Annotated in this window: 14 protein-coding genes; 6 read left to right on the plus strand and 8 right to left on the minus strand. The window is 59.8% G+C overall.

Annotated elements, in window-relative coordinates:
* Nucleotides 1-94: 94 nt before the first annotated feature.
* The 8 genes from arnF to F8562_RS21535 all read right to left on the minus strand — a co-directional run bounded on the left by arnF (nt 95) and on the right by F8562_RS21535 (nt 8379).
* Nucleotides 95-478, minus strand: a complete 384-nt coding sequence (gene arnF / locus F8562_RS21500) for a 4-amino-4-deoxy-L-arabinose-phosphoundecaprenol flippase subunit ArnF (protein WP_014227120.1) — start codon at nt 476-478, stop codon at nt 95-97.
* Nucleotides 478-816, minus strand: coding sequence for a 4-amino-4-deoxy-L-arabinose-phosphoundecaprenol flippase subunit ArnE (gene arnE, locus F8562_RS21505; protein ID WP_014227121.1), 339 nt, complete (start codon nt 814-816; stop codon nt 478-480). The genes arnF and arnE overlap by 1 nt, the downstream gene beginning before the upstream one ends.
* Nucleotides 813-2468: a lipid IV(A) 4-amino-4-deoxy-L-arabinosyltransferase gene (gene arnT, locus F8562_RS21510; RefSeq protein WP_014839720.1), complete on the minus strand. Its 1656-nt coding sequence runs from the start codon at nt 2466-2468 to the stop codon at nt 813-815. The genes arnE and arnT overlap by 4 nt, the downstream gene beginning before the upstream one ends.
* Nucleotides 2468-3370, minus strand: coding sequence for a 4-deoxy-4-formamido-L-arabinose-phosphoundecaprenol deformylase (gene arnD / locus F8562_RS21515; protein ID WP_014227123.1), 903 nt, complete (start codon nt 3368-3370; stop codon nt 2468-2470). The genes arnT and arnD overlap by 1 nt, the downstream gene beginning before the upstream one ends.
* A complete protein-coding gene (gene arnA, locus F8562_RS21520; RefSeq protein ID WP_014227124.1) occupies nt 3367-5352 on the minus strand; it encodes a bifunctional UDP-4-amino-4-deoxy-L-arabinose formyltransferase/UDP-glucuronic acid oxidase ArnA in 1986 nt (661 codons plus the stop codon). Before arnA ends, arnD begins: the two co-directional genes overlap by 4 nt.
* Entirely contained in the window at nt 5349-6332 is a 984-nt protein-coding gene (gene arnC, locus F8562_RS21525; protein WP_004126208.1) for an undecaprenyl-phosphate 4-deoxy-4-formamido-L-arabinose transferase, read from the minus strand. The genes arnA and arnC overlap by 4 nt, the downstream gene beginning before the upstream one ends.
* Nucleotide 6333: 1 nt before the next feature.
* Nucleotides 6334-7473 (minus strand): UDP-4-amino-4-deoxy-L-arabinose aminotransferase, encoded by a 1140-nt coding sequence (arnB, locus tag F8562_RS21530; protein WP_004855110.1) that lies wholly within the window; start codon nt 7471-7473, stop codon nt 6334-6336.
* 399 nt (nt 7474-7872) lie between these two features.
* Nucleotides 7873-8379 (minus strand): phenolic acid decarboxylase, encoded by a 507-nt coding sequence (locus F8562_RS21535; protein WP_025106840.1) that lies wholly within the window; start codon nt 8377-8379, stop codon nt 7873-7875.
* A 97-nt stretch (nt 8380-8476) separates the two neighbouring features.
* Between F8562_RS21535 and F8562_RS21540 the strand changes: the two genes are divergently transcribed.
* The 6 genes from F8562_RS21540 (at nt 8477) to nikE (ending at nt 14677) form a co-directional block, all read left to right on the plus strand.
* Entirely contained in the window at nt 8477-9337 is an 861-nt protein-coding gene (locus F8562_RS21540; RefSeq protein WP_014227126.1) for a LysR family transcriptional regulator, read from the plus strand.
* Between the two features lie 466 nt (nt 9338-9803).
* On the plus strand, nt 9804-11372 hold the full coding sequence (nikA, locus tag F8562_RS21550; RefSeq protein ID WP_014227128.1) for a nickel ABC transporter substrate-binding protein: 1569 nt from the start codon (nt 9804-9806) through the stop codon (nt 11370-11372).
* Nucleotides 11372-12316, plus strand: a complete 945-nt coding sequence (gene nikB, locus F8562_RS21555; RefSeq protein ID WP_014227129.1) for a nickel ABC transporter permease subunit NikB — start codon at nt 11372-11374, stop codon at nt 12314-12316. Before nikA ends, nikB begins: the two co-directional genes overlap by 1 nt.
* Complete coding sequence (gene nikC / locus F8562_RS21560) at nt 12313-13146, plus strand: nickel ABC transporter permease subunit NikC (protein WP_014227130.1); 834 nt, start codon at nt 12313-12315, stop codon at nt 13144-13146. The genes nikB and nikC overlap by 4 nt, the downstream gene beginning before the upstream one ends.
* A complete protein-coding gene (gene nikD / locus F8562_RS21565; protein WP_014227131.1) occupies nt 13146-13907 on the plus strand; it encodes a nickel import ATP-binding protein NikD in 762 nt (253 codons plus the stop codon). The genes nikC and nikD overlap by 1 nt, the downstream gene beginning before the upstream one ends.
* A complete protein-coding gene (gene nikE, locus F8562_RS21570) occupies nt 13907-14677 on the plus strand; it encodes a nickel import ATP-binding protein NikE (RefSeq protein ID WP_014227132.1) in 771 nt (256 codons plus the stop codon). The genes nikD and nikE overlap by 1 nt, the downstream gene beginning before the upstream one ends.
* Nucleotides 14678-14680: the final 3 nt, after the last annotated feature.

Consider the following 14680-nt stretch of genomic DNA (forward strand, 5'->3'; position numbering starts at 1 on the left):
TGCGCATCTGTCCGGGCTACCGGCCAGCAGCCGGCTCAACTCCGCAGCCCGAGCGGCGCAGCGCCACCGGGAAGAAACAGTGATATTAGCCAGGCTAATTGAGCCGCTTCACCGGCCAGAAGATCGTCAGCACCCCGGCGACAATCAGCAGCACGCCCAGCAGCGATTGCCAGTGGAAAGGTTCATGCCAGCCGGGGAGCCAGATGGCGGCGGCCCATACCAGGATGTAGCTCAGGCTCAGCAGCGCGTAGGCTTTCGCCAGCGGCAGTTGATGCAGAGCGAAGTACCAGCAGACCATCGACAGCAGGTAACCCATAAGCCCGAACGCCAGGCCAAACGTGCCCGCCCGCAGATGCAGCAGATGGTTGAGGAAGGTGAATATCTCCGTCAGCGGCGGGAGCTCGACCATCGCGCTGCGCAGCAGCAGCTGCGCGCCGCTCGCCAGGCCGACGCTGAATAACGCCCAGATTAAGCCCATCAGATACGGCTCCCGAGAATAACGATCCCAACGACGATGAGACCCACGCCAAGCCAGTGGCGACGCGCGACCGGCTCGCGCCAGATCCCCCACGCCGCCAGCGTCACCCAGACGAAGTTCAGGCTCAGCATGGGATAGGCGATGCTGACCGGGATCGACTGCAGCACGCTAAGCCACAGCAGCATGCTGCAGCCGAGAGAGAGCAGCGCGAGCCCCAGCCAGCCAAGGATATGGTACCCGCGCCGCCCGGATTTGGACGGGCGGGTCGCCTGTTTCTGGCACAGCTGTCCGGCGCAGCTCAGCAGGCTGGCGAAAACCAGACAGATCCAGACGCTCATTGCGGCAGATACTGGATATATACCACGCGCCCAAGCTCGTAGGAGCTATCCGGTTTCGGTAGCGCTAAATCAGCCATACTTTCTCCTTTATCCATCAGCAGAACCAGCGAGACGGGGCCCTGTTGGCGGTGCGTCGCTAGCCAGTCAGCAAAATGGGCTTGATCGACAAACTGGTGCTGCGCGTCCGGCCAGGAGAGACCGTACTTCAGCTCGCCCTGCTTGTCGAACAGAATGATATCGCTGCGCTTGAGCTCCCACGACAGCCCGCCGGCGATACCGACGTTATTGGTCAACACGTAGCGGCTCGGGGTCAGCGATTCGCTGACGATATCCACCAGGAACTGCGGCTGCTTGCTGTCGATCACCCGATCCGGGATAGCGAAGCCCACCAGCAGCGCCAGCCCGAGCGGGCAGCAGGCGGCGAGGGTCCAGCGGCGGCCGTTGTCCTTCATCGCCAGCCAGCCCATCAGCGCCCAGCAGCCAAATATCAGCGCCGCCAGCAGGCACTTATAGAGCTCAATATGGCTCCATACCGGCTTGTGCATAAAGCCCCACGGCGAAACCACCAGCACGGCGACCAGGCCAATCAGGCCAAAGGCCAGGTTGATCGCGCCGTTAATTTTCAGCGCCTTCGCCCCCGCCTTCGCCGCGTCCAGCGCGTAGCGCGCCATCAGAATCGACAGGGGAGCAAAACAGGGCAGGATATAGGTTGGGAGTTTACCCTTAGCAATGCTGAAGAACAGGAACGGCATCGCCACCCATCCGAGCAAATAGAGCGCACCGCGCGACTCATCGCGTTCGGTCCAGCCGCGCTTGAGCGCACCCGGCAGCAGCGCCAGCCACGGCAGGCTGCCGGCAATCAGGAACGGAATGTAGTACCAGAACGGCGCTTTATGCTGGGCATCTTTTTCCGCGAAACGCTGGATATGCTCCACCCAGAAGAAGTAGCGCCAGAAGTCCGGCTCGCGTTTGGCGATGGCAAGACCCCACGGCAGCACCACCAGCGCGCAGACGCCCACCGCCAGCCAGCCGTAAGTCAACACTTCGCGCCAGCGCTTACGCGCAATCACCCACGGCAGTACCCCGACCACCGGCACCGCCAGCGCGAGGAAGCCTTTGGTCATCACCCCCATCCCGCAGGCCACGCCGAGTAAAACATAGCCGAGAATTTTGCCGCCGCGGCTTTGGGCCTGCGCCGCGCCCCAGAAGCTGCACATCGCCAGCGCCATCCACATGGTGATCATCGGGTCGAGCACCGCGTAGGTGCCGATACCGTAGACCAGCAGCGTGGTCAGGAAGATCGCCGGTGACAGGATCGCGACGCGTTTATCGCGGAAAAGACGCCATGCCAGCCAGGCGACCAGCAGAGCGGTGACGGTAATGGAAAACACCACCCCAAAGCGGACGGCAAAATTATTGTGGCCGAATAGCCACTGGCCGATGCTGTTGATCCAGTAGCCGGCAATGGGCTTTTCAAAGTAGCGCAGCCCGAGGAAATGCGGCACCACCCAGTCGCCGGTCGCCAGCATTTCGCGGCTGATCTCCGCGTAGCGGGTTTCATCAGGCTGCCAGAGCAGGCGGAAGTTAAGCGGCAGTAAATAGTAGAGGACAAAAAGGGCGACCAGAGAGGCGCCGTAGCGAATGCTTTTCATCAAACACCCGAATTGAGTAATTGTTCACGTCCAAGCCAGCCTTCCCGGCCGGCCAGTTCACCACGAACCACTTTACCTCGCGGCAGCACGCTAAAATCGGCGGGCAGCAGCTGGCTTAGCGGGCAAAACCGGATCTCTTCCTGTGCGGCCATGGTCAGCAGTTCATCAAACTGCTCCGCGAAGGCGATGCCTTCCACTTCGGCATGGATGGTATAGACCGGCGTCCCCGCGTCGCGATGGATGCAGTCCAGCAGATAGCGGTTGAAGCCCGCACTATCCACCGCGTTGCCCACCACTTCATCCCAGGTCGGTAAGGTTACCGGGATCTGCACGGTTCCCGGCGCGCCGTTCCCCAGCTGCGGCAGAAAAGGCCCGGTCCCCCGGCAGTCGCTGTTATAGAGGAAATCGAAAGCCTCTTTGGCTTTGATCACCCGCTGATCGGCACGCCAGCCGGCAACGGCGGAACAGGTGACCGGGCGACCGATAATCCGCTCCAGCTCCAGCAGCCCGCGTTCAACCTCCAGCGTCAGCCTTTCCTGCGGCCAGACGCCGCTCCACGCCTGCCAGCTATAGTGATCCCAGGCGTGCAGGCCGACTTCATGCTCCTGCGCGGCGGCGCGGATAACGTCCTCATTCCCGGCGCCGATCCTGCGCCCTGGCCAGGCGGTACCGGCCAGCAGGATATCCCAGCCGTACAGCGACGCGGCCTTTGAGCGCAGCATCTTCCACAGAAACTTCGGTTTTATCAGGCGCCAGATATGGCGCCCCATGTTGTCCGGCCCGACGCTGAAAAAGAAGCTTGCCTGAATCCCGTGCTGGCTCAGCAGAGCCAGCAGCCGCGGGACCCCGTCCCGCGTGCCGCGAAAGGTATCGACATCTATGCGTAAGCCGACCTGTTTCATGATTTTCCGCTGTCCGTCAGCTCAACCGTGCGCAGGAAGAAGTCCAGGGTGTGTTCCACGGTCTCTTCCATTTCCACCGTTGGCACCCAGTTCAGGCAGCGCTTCGCGTTGCGAATGCTCGGCTTACGATGTTCGACGTCCTGGTAGCCTTTACCGTAGTAATCGCTGCTTTCCACTTCGCGGAACCCGGCAAACGGCGGGAAGCGGTCGCGCAGCGGATGGCGTTCAAAGCAGGCCAGCAGCATTTCCGCCAGCTCTTTGATACTCGCTTCGTTATCCGGGTTGCCGATGTTGATGATCTGCCCGTCGCAGCGGCCGTCTTTGTTCTCAATGATGCGGAACAGCGCTTCGATACCGTCGCTGATATCGGTAAAACAGCGCTTCTGCTTACCACCCTCAATCAGCTTGATCGGCGAACCTTCAACCAGGTTCAGGATCAGCTGGGTGATGGCGCGAGAGCTACCGATGCGCGCGGCGTTGAGGTTATCGAGGCGCGGCCCCATCCAGTTAAACGGACGGAACAGGGTAAACTTCAGGCCGTTCTTATCGCCGTAGGCCCAGATCACGCGGTCCAGCAGCTGCTTGGAGACCGAGTAGATCCAGCGCTGTTTGTTAATCGGCCCGACCACCAGATTGGAGGTATCTTCATCGAAGTTATTGTCGGTGCACATGCCGTACACTTCCGAGGTCGACGGGAAGATGATGCGCTTATCGTATTTCACGCAGTCGCGGATAATCTTCAGGTTCTCTTCGAAATCCAGCTCAAACACGCGCAGCGGGTTGCGGGTATATTCGATTGGCGTGGCAATCGCCACCAGCGGCAGGACCACGTCGCACTTCTTAATGTGGTACTCGATCCACTCGGAGTGAATGCTGATATCGCCTTCAACGAAGTGGAAGCGCGGGTTGTCGAGGAAGCGGCTGATAGCGTCGGAGCCAATGTCCAGGCCGTAAATCTCGTAGTTGTCGTCCTGCAGCAGACGCTCGGTCAGGTGGTTGCCGATAAAGCCGTTCACCCCGAGGATCAGCACGCGGGTACGGCGCTTAATCGCCACCACCGGTTTGCTGCTCAGCACCGCGCCGGCAACCAGGCCAAGCGCCTGCGCCAGCTGCGTACCCTGCATATAAACGCCGCGCTCGGTCTGCCCGGTAACGATTTCTAACGCCCCTTCCTGGCAGGCGACCACCAGCGGCGCAACGGAGATCACCGTCCCCGCTTTGGCGGCGGCCAGATCGTGGCGCACGCGGGATTTCCAGACGATAAACTTGTTCGCGCCGGCGTAGCCGAACGCGCCCGGCCACGGATCGGAGACCGCACGGACGAGGTTGTGCAGCGTCTGGGCCGAGCGTTCCCAGTCGAGGCGACCGTCTTCCGGCGTACGGCGACCGACGTAAGTCGCCTGGCTTTCATCCTGGGCGCGCTCTTCGGTTTTGCCGTCGCGGATGGCGGGCAGCGCCTGAGCCAAAAGTTCCGACGCCGCGGAACAGAGCTTACGGTGCAGCGCCAGCGCCGCGTCATCCGCGCCGATCGCGACGCTTTTCTGCGCCACGATATTGCCGGCATCGGCGCGGTTAACCATACGGTGCAGCGTCACGCCGGTTTCGCTTTCGCCGTTCACCAGCACCCAGTTCAGCGGCGCGCGGCCGCGGTATTTTGGCAGCAGTGAACCATGCAGGTTAAAAGCCCCCTGCGGCGCAATATTCAAAATGTCATCGCACAGCAGGTTGCGGTAGTAGAACGAGAACAGCACGTCCGGTTTAATCTCACGAATACGTTCGATCCACAGCGGATGATTCGCATCTTCCGGCGCCCATACCGGGATGCCTTGCTCAGCGGCAATACGCGCCACGGAGCCAAAAAAATGGTTTTCGCCAGGGTTATCCGGATGGGTAAAAATAGCGGCGATGTCATAACCGGCATCCAGCAGAGACTGAATACCTGCACAACCCATATCGTGATAAGCGAAGACTACGGCTTTCATGAACGATCTTCCTCTTGAGATGCCGTTTCCGGCTGGCGAACAACACGTTGAATAAAGTAGCGAGGGCGGGCGCGGACATCGTTATAGATGCGGCCGATATACTCCCCGAGCAGGCCCATCCCGACGAACTGGGCGCCGATAAACATGAACAGCACCGCGAACAGCATGAACACCCCTTCCGCCGCCCACTGGGGACCAAACACCAGACGCAGCACTACCAGCATCAGGCCGAAGGCGAAGCCCAGCAGAGCGATGACGCTGCCGAACAGGCTCAGCAGGCGCAGCGGCGTGGTGGTCAGGCAGGTCACCAGGTCGTACATCAGGTTAATCAGGCGCATAAAGCTGTATTTAGAATCGCCGAATTCGCGCTCGGCGTGCATCACCGGGATCTCAACCGCCCGGCGGGCAAAAGTGTTCGCCAGAATCGGGATAAACGTACTGCGCTCATGGCAGTTGAGCATCGCGTCGATGATATGGCGGCGATAGGCGCGCAGCATGCAGCCATAGTCGCCCATCGCTTTACCGGTGGTGCGCTGGATTAGGCGGTTGATCATCTTCGAGGCGCTTTTACGGAAGAAGGTGTCCTGGCGGTTCTGGCGCACGGTACCGACCACGTCGTAGCCCTCATCGGCCTTCTCGACCAGGCGCGGGATCTCTTCCGGCGGGTTTTGCAGGTCGGCATCAAGGGTAATGATCAGGTCACCGGTAACGTGGCTGAAGCCCGCCATAATCGCCGAGTGCTGACCATAGTTGCGGTTCAACAGGACCGCCACCACGTGGCTGCCTTCGGCCTCGGCGGCTTCGGTGAGCATTCGCGCCGAGTCGTCGCTGCTGCCGTCGTCGACCAGCAGAATTTCATATTGCCGTCCGAGCGTCGCGCAGGCGGTGTCGGTGCGGCGGATAAGCTCCGGCAGGCTCTCCTGTTCGTTATACACAGGAATAACGACCGAGACCTTTTTCACGGGAGGGTAGCTAAACATATCAACGTCCTGACAGCTGGTGCAGTGCGGAAATGACCCGAGTGACATCGTCATCGGTCATATCCGGGAACAACGGAATGGAACAAATGCGCGCGCTGTTCCATTCCGTATGCGGTAATGAAACTTCAGGGAAACGCTCGCGGTAATACTTTTGCGTATGGGCCGCGCGGAAGTGCAGGCCGGTGCCAATGCCCATGGCCTTCAGTCTTTCCATCAGCGCATCGCGGCTGATGCCGCAGGCGGCTTCGTCAACGCGGATAATAAACAGGTGCCAGGCGTGCTGATGCTCCCACGACGGCGCCACCAGCGGCCTGAAGGGCGTATCCGCCAGCTCGCGCAGATAGCGTTGCGCAATGGCGGCGCGGCGCTGATTGGCGTGGGCGAGCTTATCCAGCTGCACCAGCGCCAGCGCGGCGTTGATATCCGCGAGATTGTATTTAAAGCCCGGCGAAATCACCTCCGCCTGCGGCGCGCGGCCCAGGGTCTGGCGGTCATAAGCGTCAACGCCGAGGCCGTGGAACTTCAGGCTGCGAATGCGCGCGGCCAGCTCGTCATCGTCGGTTACCACCAGCCCGCCTTCGGCGCAGGTCATATTCTTGATCGCATGGAATGAAAAAATGGCGGTACCGCGCCACCCGACGTGGCGGCCTTTGTAGTACGTCCCCGCCGCGTGGGCGGCATCTTCAATCACCGGAATAGCGTGACGCTCGCCAATCGCGCGAATGGCGTCAATATCCGCCGGTGCGCCAGCATAGTGCACAGGGATAATGGCTTTGGTTCGCGGGGTGATTGCCGCTTCAACCGCTTCGGGGGTAATCATCAGGTTATCGGGATCGACATCGATCATCACCGGGGTCGCGCCGAGCAGGCAGATCATGTTCAGCGTGGAGACCCAGGTCTGGGAAGGGGTGATCACTTCATCACCCGCACCGATACCCAGCCCCATCAGCGTGACGTGCATGCCGCCGGTCGCCGAACTGACGGCGATGGCGTGACGGTTGCCGGTTAACGTGCAGAACGCCTCTTCCAGCGCCTGATTTTTCGGTCCAGTGGTGATCCAGCCCGATTGCAAAACTTCACGCAGCGCAGCCAGCTCTGCGTCGCCCATCGACGGGCGCGAAAACGGCAAAAAATCGCTCATCATGTTCCTGTTCTGTGAATGACCCGCGAAAAAACGGGTCGATAAGAAATATCCTGCACCTGCTGACCTAAACAAAATGAAAATGAAAGCGAAATCAGTCCGATGGCGCATTTCATTATTTTGTATTCAGATGTTATTAAATTTAGTCAGCTTTGCTTAGGATAATATTAAGAAATTAATATTAATTAGATATGCATGATGATTTTGTTAAAAATCATTGAGATAGGTTGGAATTTATTGCAGAAAAAGGCGCTATAGCGTTCCCGCTTGACGGAGAAATAGCGGGAACGCATTGGCGAAAAGTAAACGGATGCTCAACCAGATTCCAATAAGCTATCTTTAAACATCGTTCAGCAAATATAAAAAATCCAGTCGAATCACGAAACTATTTCAAAATGATTACAGGTTGGCAGGAAAGTTGTCAGGTAATTCATTAGCCGGGCAATTAATCACTTCGTCATTATCCGCGCCGCAATCGCGCACAAAAGTGATGGTGGCAAACTCATCAATCACTTCTGTCGGATAAGCCGGACCGGCTTCACGATAAGAGACCATCAGCGGAATATGATCGTTCTGGAAGCAGACGGTTTTCTCCGGGTTATTCATTACCCAGCGCGGGAAAAAGATGGTGCCGTGAAACAGCTTATCGCCGAGGTTAACGATCAGGCTCACGTCGGTACCGGTCGGTTCGGTCCAGGAAATTTTGTAGATGCTTTCGCCGACGCGAACGATGTAAGCCTGCTGATCTTTCACCCAACGATTCGCCACGATACCGCTGTGAATGCGATAATCCAGGGTGGTGCCGTTTTTAACGTAAATTTCGTAGTTCCAGCCATTATCATAGGTATAAACCAGATGTTTACCGATAAAACCGCTCAGGTCATGTTTGTCGAATGTGCTCATAATCTGTTCTCCTCTGTTTGTTGAGAACAAGCATACTGCTTTAAAAAATGGATGAATAACGCTATGTTTGGATTAAACCCATTCACTTTTTAGATGGATTATGCACAAGACTACGCTGGAACAATGGGCGCTGCTGGAGAAAGTTGTCGAGCTGGGTAGCTTCGCGAAGGCGGCGGACGAGACCCACCGCAGCCAGTCGTCGGTGAGCTATAATCTCGCGCTGTTGCAGGAGCGGCTGGGCGTTACGCTGCTGACGCCATCGGGCCGTCGCGCGGTGCTGACCCCGGCAGGCGAGCTGCTGCTCGGCCAGGTTAAGCCGCTGCTGCAGGCCTTCTCTTATGTCGAAACCCATGCCGCCACCCTGCGAGACGGCGCCCGGACCCGGCTGGATCTGGTGGTCGACAGCATTTTCCCACGCCAGCGGCTGTTCGCCATTCTGCGCCAGTTTCAACAGCGCTACCCGCAAACTCAGGTCAGGTTGACCGAAGTGCTGGAAAACGTTGAGGAAGAGCATCCGGCCCGCACCGAGGCGGACGTGATGGTGCTGACCCGCCGTCAGGATATTACCGGCCGCGGCGAATGGCTGATGAACATTGATTTTGTCGCCGTCGCCCATCGCGATCATCCACTCTCCGCACTGGCGGGGCCGCTGGACGACAGCGCGCTGGCCCCCTGGCCGCTGGTGCGCATCGCCGACCGCAGCAACGACCCGCAATCTTCCCGCGATGCATGGACGTTTTCCACTATTGATGCCGCCATCGATGCGGTGCTGTATCAGGTCGGATTTGGCTGGCTGCCGGAAGAGCGCATTGGCCCACAGCTTCAACAAGGGGTGCTGAAGGCGCTGCCGCTGGGACACGGCGCGCGGCGGGCAACGCCGCTGCACCTGATCGTTAAGCGTGATTTAACACCTATTGATGAGCAGGTCGCCACGCTGCTGGATCTGTTCAGAGCGCCCTGATGGGCTTGTTTACCCGGCTCGCGCTGCGCTTAGCCGGGCTACAGAATCACTGCGGTCTGCTCCCGGGGGCGGCGCTTATCGCGCCTTGCCCGGGCTACAGGTTCCCTGCCGTCTGTGGTCTGGTAGCCCGGACAGATGCGCAGCATCGCCTCCGGGAAATTCAGCCTCTCTGCGGTCTGCTCCCGGGGGCGGCGCTTAACGCGCCTTGCCCGGGCTACGGGTTCCCCGCCGTCTGCGAGCCGGTAGCCCGGACAGATGCGCAGCATCGCCTCCGGGAAATGTGCCGAAGCTGATGCTTCCCGGCTTGCGCTGCGTTTAGCCGGGCTGCAGGCGGGTTCGTAAGCTCATACAGCCAAAAGAGATATACCGTTTTCTTATACTTTCAGGCCCGATATTGATCCAGCTTACGCCGAAAGTATGATGAATCTTTAAAATCGTCATACTTTCCTGTCGCTGAGAAAAAGCCTTGTCTATTATCCGCACCACCCTGCTGGCGCTATTCGCCTGCGCCCCTTTGCTGGCCTGCGCCGCGTCCAATGAAATCACCACCGCCTGGCCGGTCAACGTGGGGCCGCTCAACCCGCACCTCTATACGCCCAACCAGATGTACGCCCAGAGCATGGTCTATGAGCCGCTGGTAAAGTATCAGGCGGATGGCTCGGTGAAACCCTGGCTGGCAAAAAGCTGGACCCACTCGGCGGACGGCAAAGTCTGGACCTTCACCCTGCGCGATGACGTGACATTTTCCAACGGCGAAGCGTTTGACGCCCATGCCGCCGCGGAGAACTTCCGCGTGGTGCTCGATAACCGCCAGCGCCACGCCTGGCTGGAGCTGGTTAATCAGATCGTCGAGGTCAACGCGCTCGACAAAAACCAGCTGCAAATCACCCTGAAAAGCGCCTATTATCCGTTCTTACAGGAGCTGGCGCTGCCGCGCCCTTTCCGCTTTATCGCCCCGTCGCAGTTCAAAGACAATGAGACCCTGCACGGCATTAAAGCGCCGATTGGCACCGGTCCGTGGCTGCTGAAGGAATCAAAACTCAATCAGTACGACGTGCTGGTGCGTAACGAGCGCTACTGGGGCGAAAAGCCGCAGATTGAAAAAATTACCGTCAAGGTGATCCCGGACCCGACGACCCGCGCGGTGGCCTTTGAAACCGGCGATATTGACCTGCTCTACGGCAACGAAGGGCTGCTGCCGCTCGACACCTTCGACCGCTTCAGCCACAACCCGGCCTACCGTACCCAGCTTTCCCGCCCGATAGAGACGGTGATGCTGGCGCTGAACTCCGCCAAAGCCCCCACCAACGAGCTAGCGGTGCGCGAAGCGCTGAACTTTGCGGTGAATAAAAAATCGCTGATTGATAACGCCCTGTACGGCACTCAGCAGGTGGCCGATACGCTGTTCGCCCCCACCGTGCCCTATGCCGATATTGGCCTGACGCCGCGCCGGTACGATCCGCAGCAGGCGAAGGCGCTGCTGGAAAACGCGGGTTGGGTCCTGCCTGCGGGTAAGGATATTCGCGAGAAAAACGGCCTGCCGCTGCGCGTTGAGCTGTCGTTTATCGGTACCGACGCGCTAAGCAAATCGATGGCGGAAATCATTCAGGCCGATATGCGCCAGGTTGGCGTGGACGTGGCGCTGGTCGGCGAGGAAGAGAGCAGTATTTATGCCCGCCAGCGCGATGGTCGCTTCGGCATGATTTTCAACCGTACCTGGGGCGCCCCCTACGATCCGCACGCCTTTATGAGTTCGATGCGCGTACCGTCGCACGCCGATTTTCAGGCGCAGCAGGGATTAGCCGACAAACCGATTATTGATAAAGAAATCGGCGAGGTGCTGATAACCACCGATGAAACGCGGCGTCAGGCGCTGTACAAAGACCTGCTGACCCGACTGCACAACGATGCGGTCTATCTGCCCATCAGTTACGTCTCGATGATGGTGGTCGCCAGACCGGAGCTGGGGGCGATTCCCTACGCGCCGATCGCGTCTGAAATTCCGTTTGAACAGATTAAGCCGGTGAAACCCTGATGTTACGTTACGCGCTGCGGCGGGTCGCGCTGCTGATACCGATGATCTTCGCCGCCTCGGTGATTATCTTTTTAATGCTGCGCCTGGGCACCGGTGACCCGGCGCTGGACTATTTGCGCCTGTCAAACCTGCCGCCGACGCCGGAGATGGTGGCCTCAACCCGCGCGATGCTGGGGCTGGAGCGGCCGCTTATCGTCCAGTACGGCAGCTGGCTGTGGCAGGCGCTGCATCTGGATTTTGGCGTTTCGTTCGCCACCCAGCGTCCGGTACTGGATGACATGCTGAGCTTTCTGCCCGCCACGCTGCAGCTGGCCGGCGCCGCGCTGGTGCTGATCCTCCTCACTTCCGTACCGCTGGGCATCTGGGCGGCGCGGCACCGCGACCGCCTGCCGGATTTTATTGTGCGGATCATCGCTTTTCTCGGCGTGTCGATGCCCAACTTCTGGCTGGCTTTCCTGCTGGTGATGTTCTTTTCGGTTTATCTGCAATGGCTGCCGGCGATGGGCTATGGCGGCTGGCAGCACATCATTCTGCCGGCGGTGTCGATCGCCTTTATGTCGCTGGCGATCAACGCCCGCCTGCTGCGCGCCAGCATGCTGGAAGTCGCCGGGCAGCGTCACGTAACCTGGGCCAGACTGCGCGGCCTGAACGACAGGCAAACCGAGCGCCGCCATATTCTGCGCAACGCCTCGCTGCCGATGATTACCGCCGTGGGGATGCATATCGGCGAGCTGATTGGCGGCACGATGATTATCGAGAATATCTTTGCCTGGCCCGGCGTGGGCCGCTACGCCGTCTCGGCGATTTTTAATCGCGATTATCCGGTGATTCAGTGTTTCACCCTGATGATGGTGATCGTTTTTGTGGTCTGTAACCTGATGGTTGATCTGCTGAACGCCGCGCTGGACCCGCGCATTCGCTGCCATGAAGGAGCGCGCTCGTGAACTTTTTCCTCTCTTCACGCGGGTCCGTCCGCATTTCTTTGCTTATCATCGCCCTGCTGGCGGTCGTTGCGCTCACCAGCCAGTGGTGGCTGCCGTACGATCCGCAGGCGATCGATCTGCCTTCGCGCCTGCTGCCGCCCGGCAGCCAGCACTGGCTCGGTACCGATCATCTGGGGCGCGATATCTTCTCGCGTCTGCTGGCGGCGACCCGCGTATCGCTCGGCTCGGTGATGGCCTGCCTGCTGCTGGTGCTGGCGCTGGGACTCCTCGTCGGGGGCTGCGCCGGGCTTATCGGCGGCCGCGTCGATCAGGCCACCATGCGCATCGCGGATCTGTTTATGACCTTCCCGACCTCAATCCTCTCTTTCTTTATGGTGGGGGTACTGGGAACCGGGCTGACCAACGTAATTATCGCCATCGCCCTGTCGCACTGGGCGTGGTATGCGCGGATGGTGCGCAGCCTGACAATCTCCCTGCGCCAGCGCGAATTTGTGCTCGCCGCGCGGCTTTCCGGCGCGGGACACGTGCGGGTATTCGTCGACCATCTGGCCGGCGCGGTCATTCCGTCGCTGCTGGTGCTGGCGACCCTGGATATCGGGCATATGATGCTGCACGTCGCCGGGATGTCGTTTCTCGGCCTCGGCGTCACCGCGCCAACCGCCGAGTGGGGGGTGATGATTAACGACGCCCGCCAGTATATCTGGACCCAGCCGCTGCAAATGTTCTGGCCGGGACTGGCGCTGTTTATCACCGTCATGGCCTTCAACATGGTGGGCGACGCGCTGCGCGATCGCCTGGATCCTCATCTGATCGCGGAGCACGCCCACTAATGCCGCAACAAATTACACTGCAAAACATCGTCTTACAGGCCGAGCGTCCGCTGGTGCACGGCGTATCATTGACGCTCAAACGCGGGCGCGTGCTGGCGCTGGTTGGCGGCAGCGGCAGCGGAAAATCGCTAACCTGCGCGGCGGCGCTGGGCATTTTGCCTCCCGGCGTACGGCAAACGGCGGGGATGATCCTCGCCGACGGCCAGCCGGTCTCCCCCGGCGAGCTGCGCGGCAGCAAAATCGCCACCATTATGCAGAACCCGCGCAGCGCCTTTAATCCGCTGCACACCATGGCGACCCACGCGCGGGAAACCTGCCGGGCATTGGGTAAACCCGCAGACGACGCCACGCTTACGGCGGTACTGGAAGCCGTTGGGCTGGAGGAGGCGCAGCGCGTCCTGAAGCTTTATCCGTTCGAGATGAGCGGCGGCATGCTGCAGCGGATGATGATTGCCATGGCGCTGCTGTGCGAGGCGCCGTTTATCATTGCCGATGAACCCACCACCGACCTGGACGCCGTGGCCCAGGCGCGCATTCTCGATCTGCTGGCAGGTGTTATGCAAAACCGTGGGCCCGGGATGCTGCTGGTCACTCACGATATGGGCGTCGTGGCGCGGCTGGCGGACGATGTGGCGGTGATGGATAGCGGCTGCATTGTGGAACAGGGGGATGTCGAAAGCCTGTTCAACGCTCCGCAGCACAGCATCACCCGCAGCCTGGTGGCGGCGCATCTCGCCCTCTACGGACTGGAGCTGGCCTGATGACATTACTGAGCGTATCCGCGATAACCCATCAATATACCGATTCAACGGTGCTAAAAGAGGTCTCTTTAGCGCTGAAAAGCGGTGAAACCGTTGCCCTGCTGGGACGCAGCGGCTGCGGGAAAAGCACCCTGGCGCGCCTGCTCGTTGGCCTGGAATCCCCCACTCAGGGCAGCGTCTGCTGGCGGGGAGAACCGCTCTCCCGGCTCAATCGCGCCAAGCAAAAGGCGTTCCGTCGGGATATTCAGATGGTGTTTCAGGACGCCATCAGCGCGGTGAATCCGCGTAAAACGGTACGCGAGATTTTGCGTGAACCCATGCGACATCTGCTGTCATTGACGAAAGCGGAACAGCTGGCGCGGGCAAGCGACATGCTCAGGGCGGTGGATCTCGATGATGGCATGCTCGATAAGCGCCCCCCGCAGCTGAGCGGCGGACAGCTACAGCGCGTCTGCCTGGCGCGCGCGCTGTCGGTTGAGCCGCAGCTGCTGATCCTTGATGAGGCGGTGTCTAACCTCGACCTGGTGCTCCAGGCGGGCGTCATTGGTCTGCTCAAAAAGCTTCAGCGACAGTTTGGCACCGCCTGTCTGTTTATCACCCACGACTTACGTCTGGTGGAGCGTTTTTGCCAGCGGGTGATGGTGATGGATGAGGGGCAAATCGTTGAGACGCAGGTCGTGGGCGACAAATTAACGTTTTCTTCCCACGCCGGTCGCGTGTTACAAAATGCGGTACTTCCCGCCTTTCCCGTGCGCCGTAATAAGGTTTAAAAC

Origin of the sequence: Klebsiella sp. RCJ4, assembly GCF_009025755.1 — a bacterium.
Lineage (GTDB): Bacteria > Pseudomonadota > Gammaproteobacteria > Enterobacterales > Enterobacteriaceae > Klebsiella > Klebsiella michiganensis.

What these genes read in the sequence shown, in the direction of transcription:
- arnF (WP_014227120.1), bottom strand. Translation starts at nt 478, where the DNA reads ATGGGCTTAATCTGGGCGTTATTCAGCGTCGGCCTGGCGAGCGGCGCG.
- arnE (WP_014227121.1), bottom strand. Translation starts at nt 816, where the DNA reads ATGAGCGTCTGGATCTGTCTGGTTTTCGCCAGCCTGCTGAGCTGCGCC.
- arnT (WP_014839720.1), bottom strand. Translation starts at nt 2,468, where the DNA reads ATGAAAAGCATTCGCTACGGCGCCTCTCTGGTCGCCCTTTTTGTCCTC.
- arnD (WP_014227123.1), bottom strand. Translation starts at nt 3,370, where the DNA reads ATGAAACAGGTCGGCTTACGCATAGATGTCGATACCTTTCGCGGCACG.
- arnA (WP_014227124.1), bottom strand. Translation starts at nt 5,352, where the DNA reads ATGAAAGCCGTAGTCTTCGCTTATCACGATATGGGTTGTGCAGGTATT.
- arnC (WP_004126208.1), bottom strand. Translation starts at nt 6,332, where the DNA reads ATGTTTAGCTACCCTCCCGTGAAAAAGGTCTCGGTCGTTATTCCTGTG.
- arnB (WP_004855110.1), bottom strand. Translation starts at nt 7,473, where the DNA reads ATGAGCGATTTTTTGCCGTTTTCGCGCCCGTCGATGGGCGACGCAGAG.
- F8562_RS21540 (WP_014227126.1), top strand. Translation starts at nt 8,477, where the DNA reads ATGCACAAGACTACGCTGGAACAATGGGCGCTGCTGGAGAAAGTTGTC.
- nikB (WP_014227129.1), top strand. Translation starts at nt 11,372, where the DNA reads ATGTTACGTTACGCGCTGCGGCGGGTCGCGCTGCTGATACCGATGATC.
- nikD (WP_014227131.1), top strand. Translation starts at nt 13,146, where the DNA reads ATGCCGCAACAAATTACACTGCAAAACATCGTCTTACAGGCCGAGCGT.
- nikE (WP_014227132.1), top strand. Translation starts at nt 13,907, where the DNA reads ATGACATTACTGAGCGTATCCGCGATAACCCATCAATATACCGATTCA.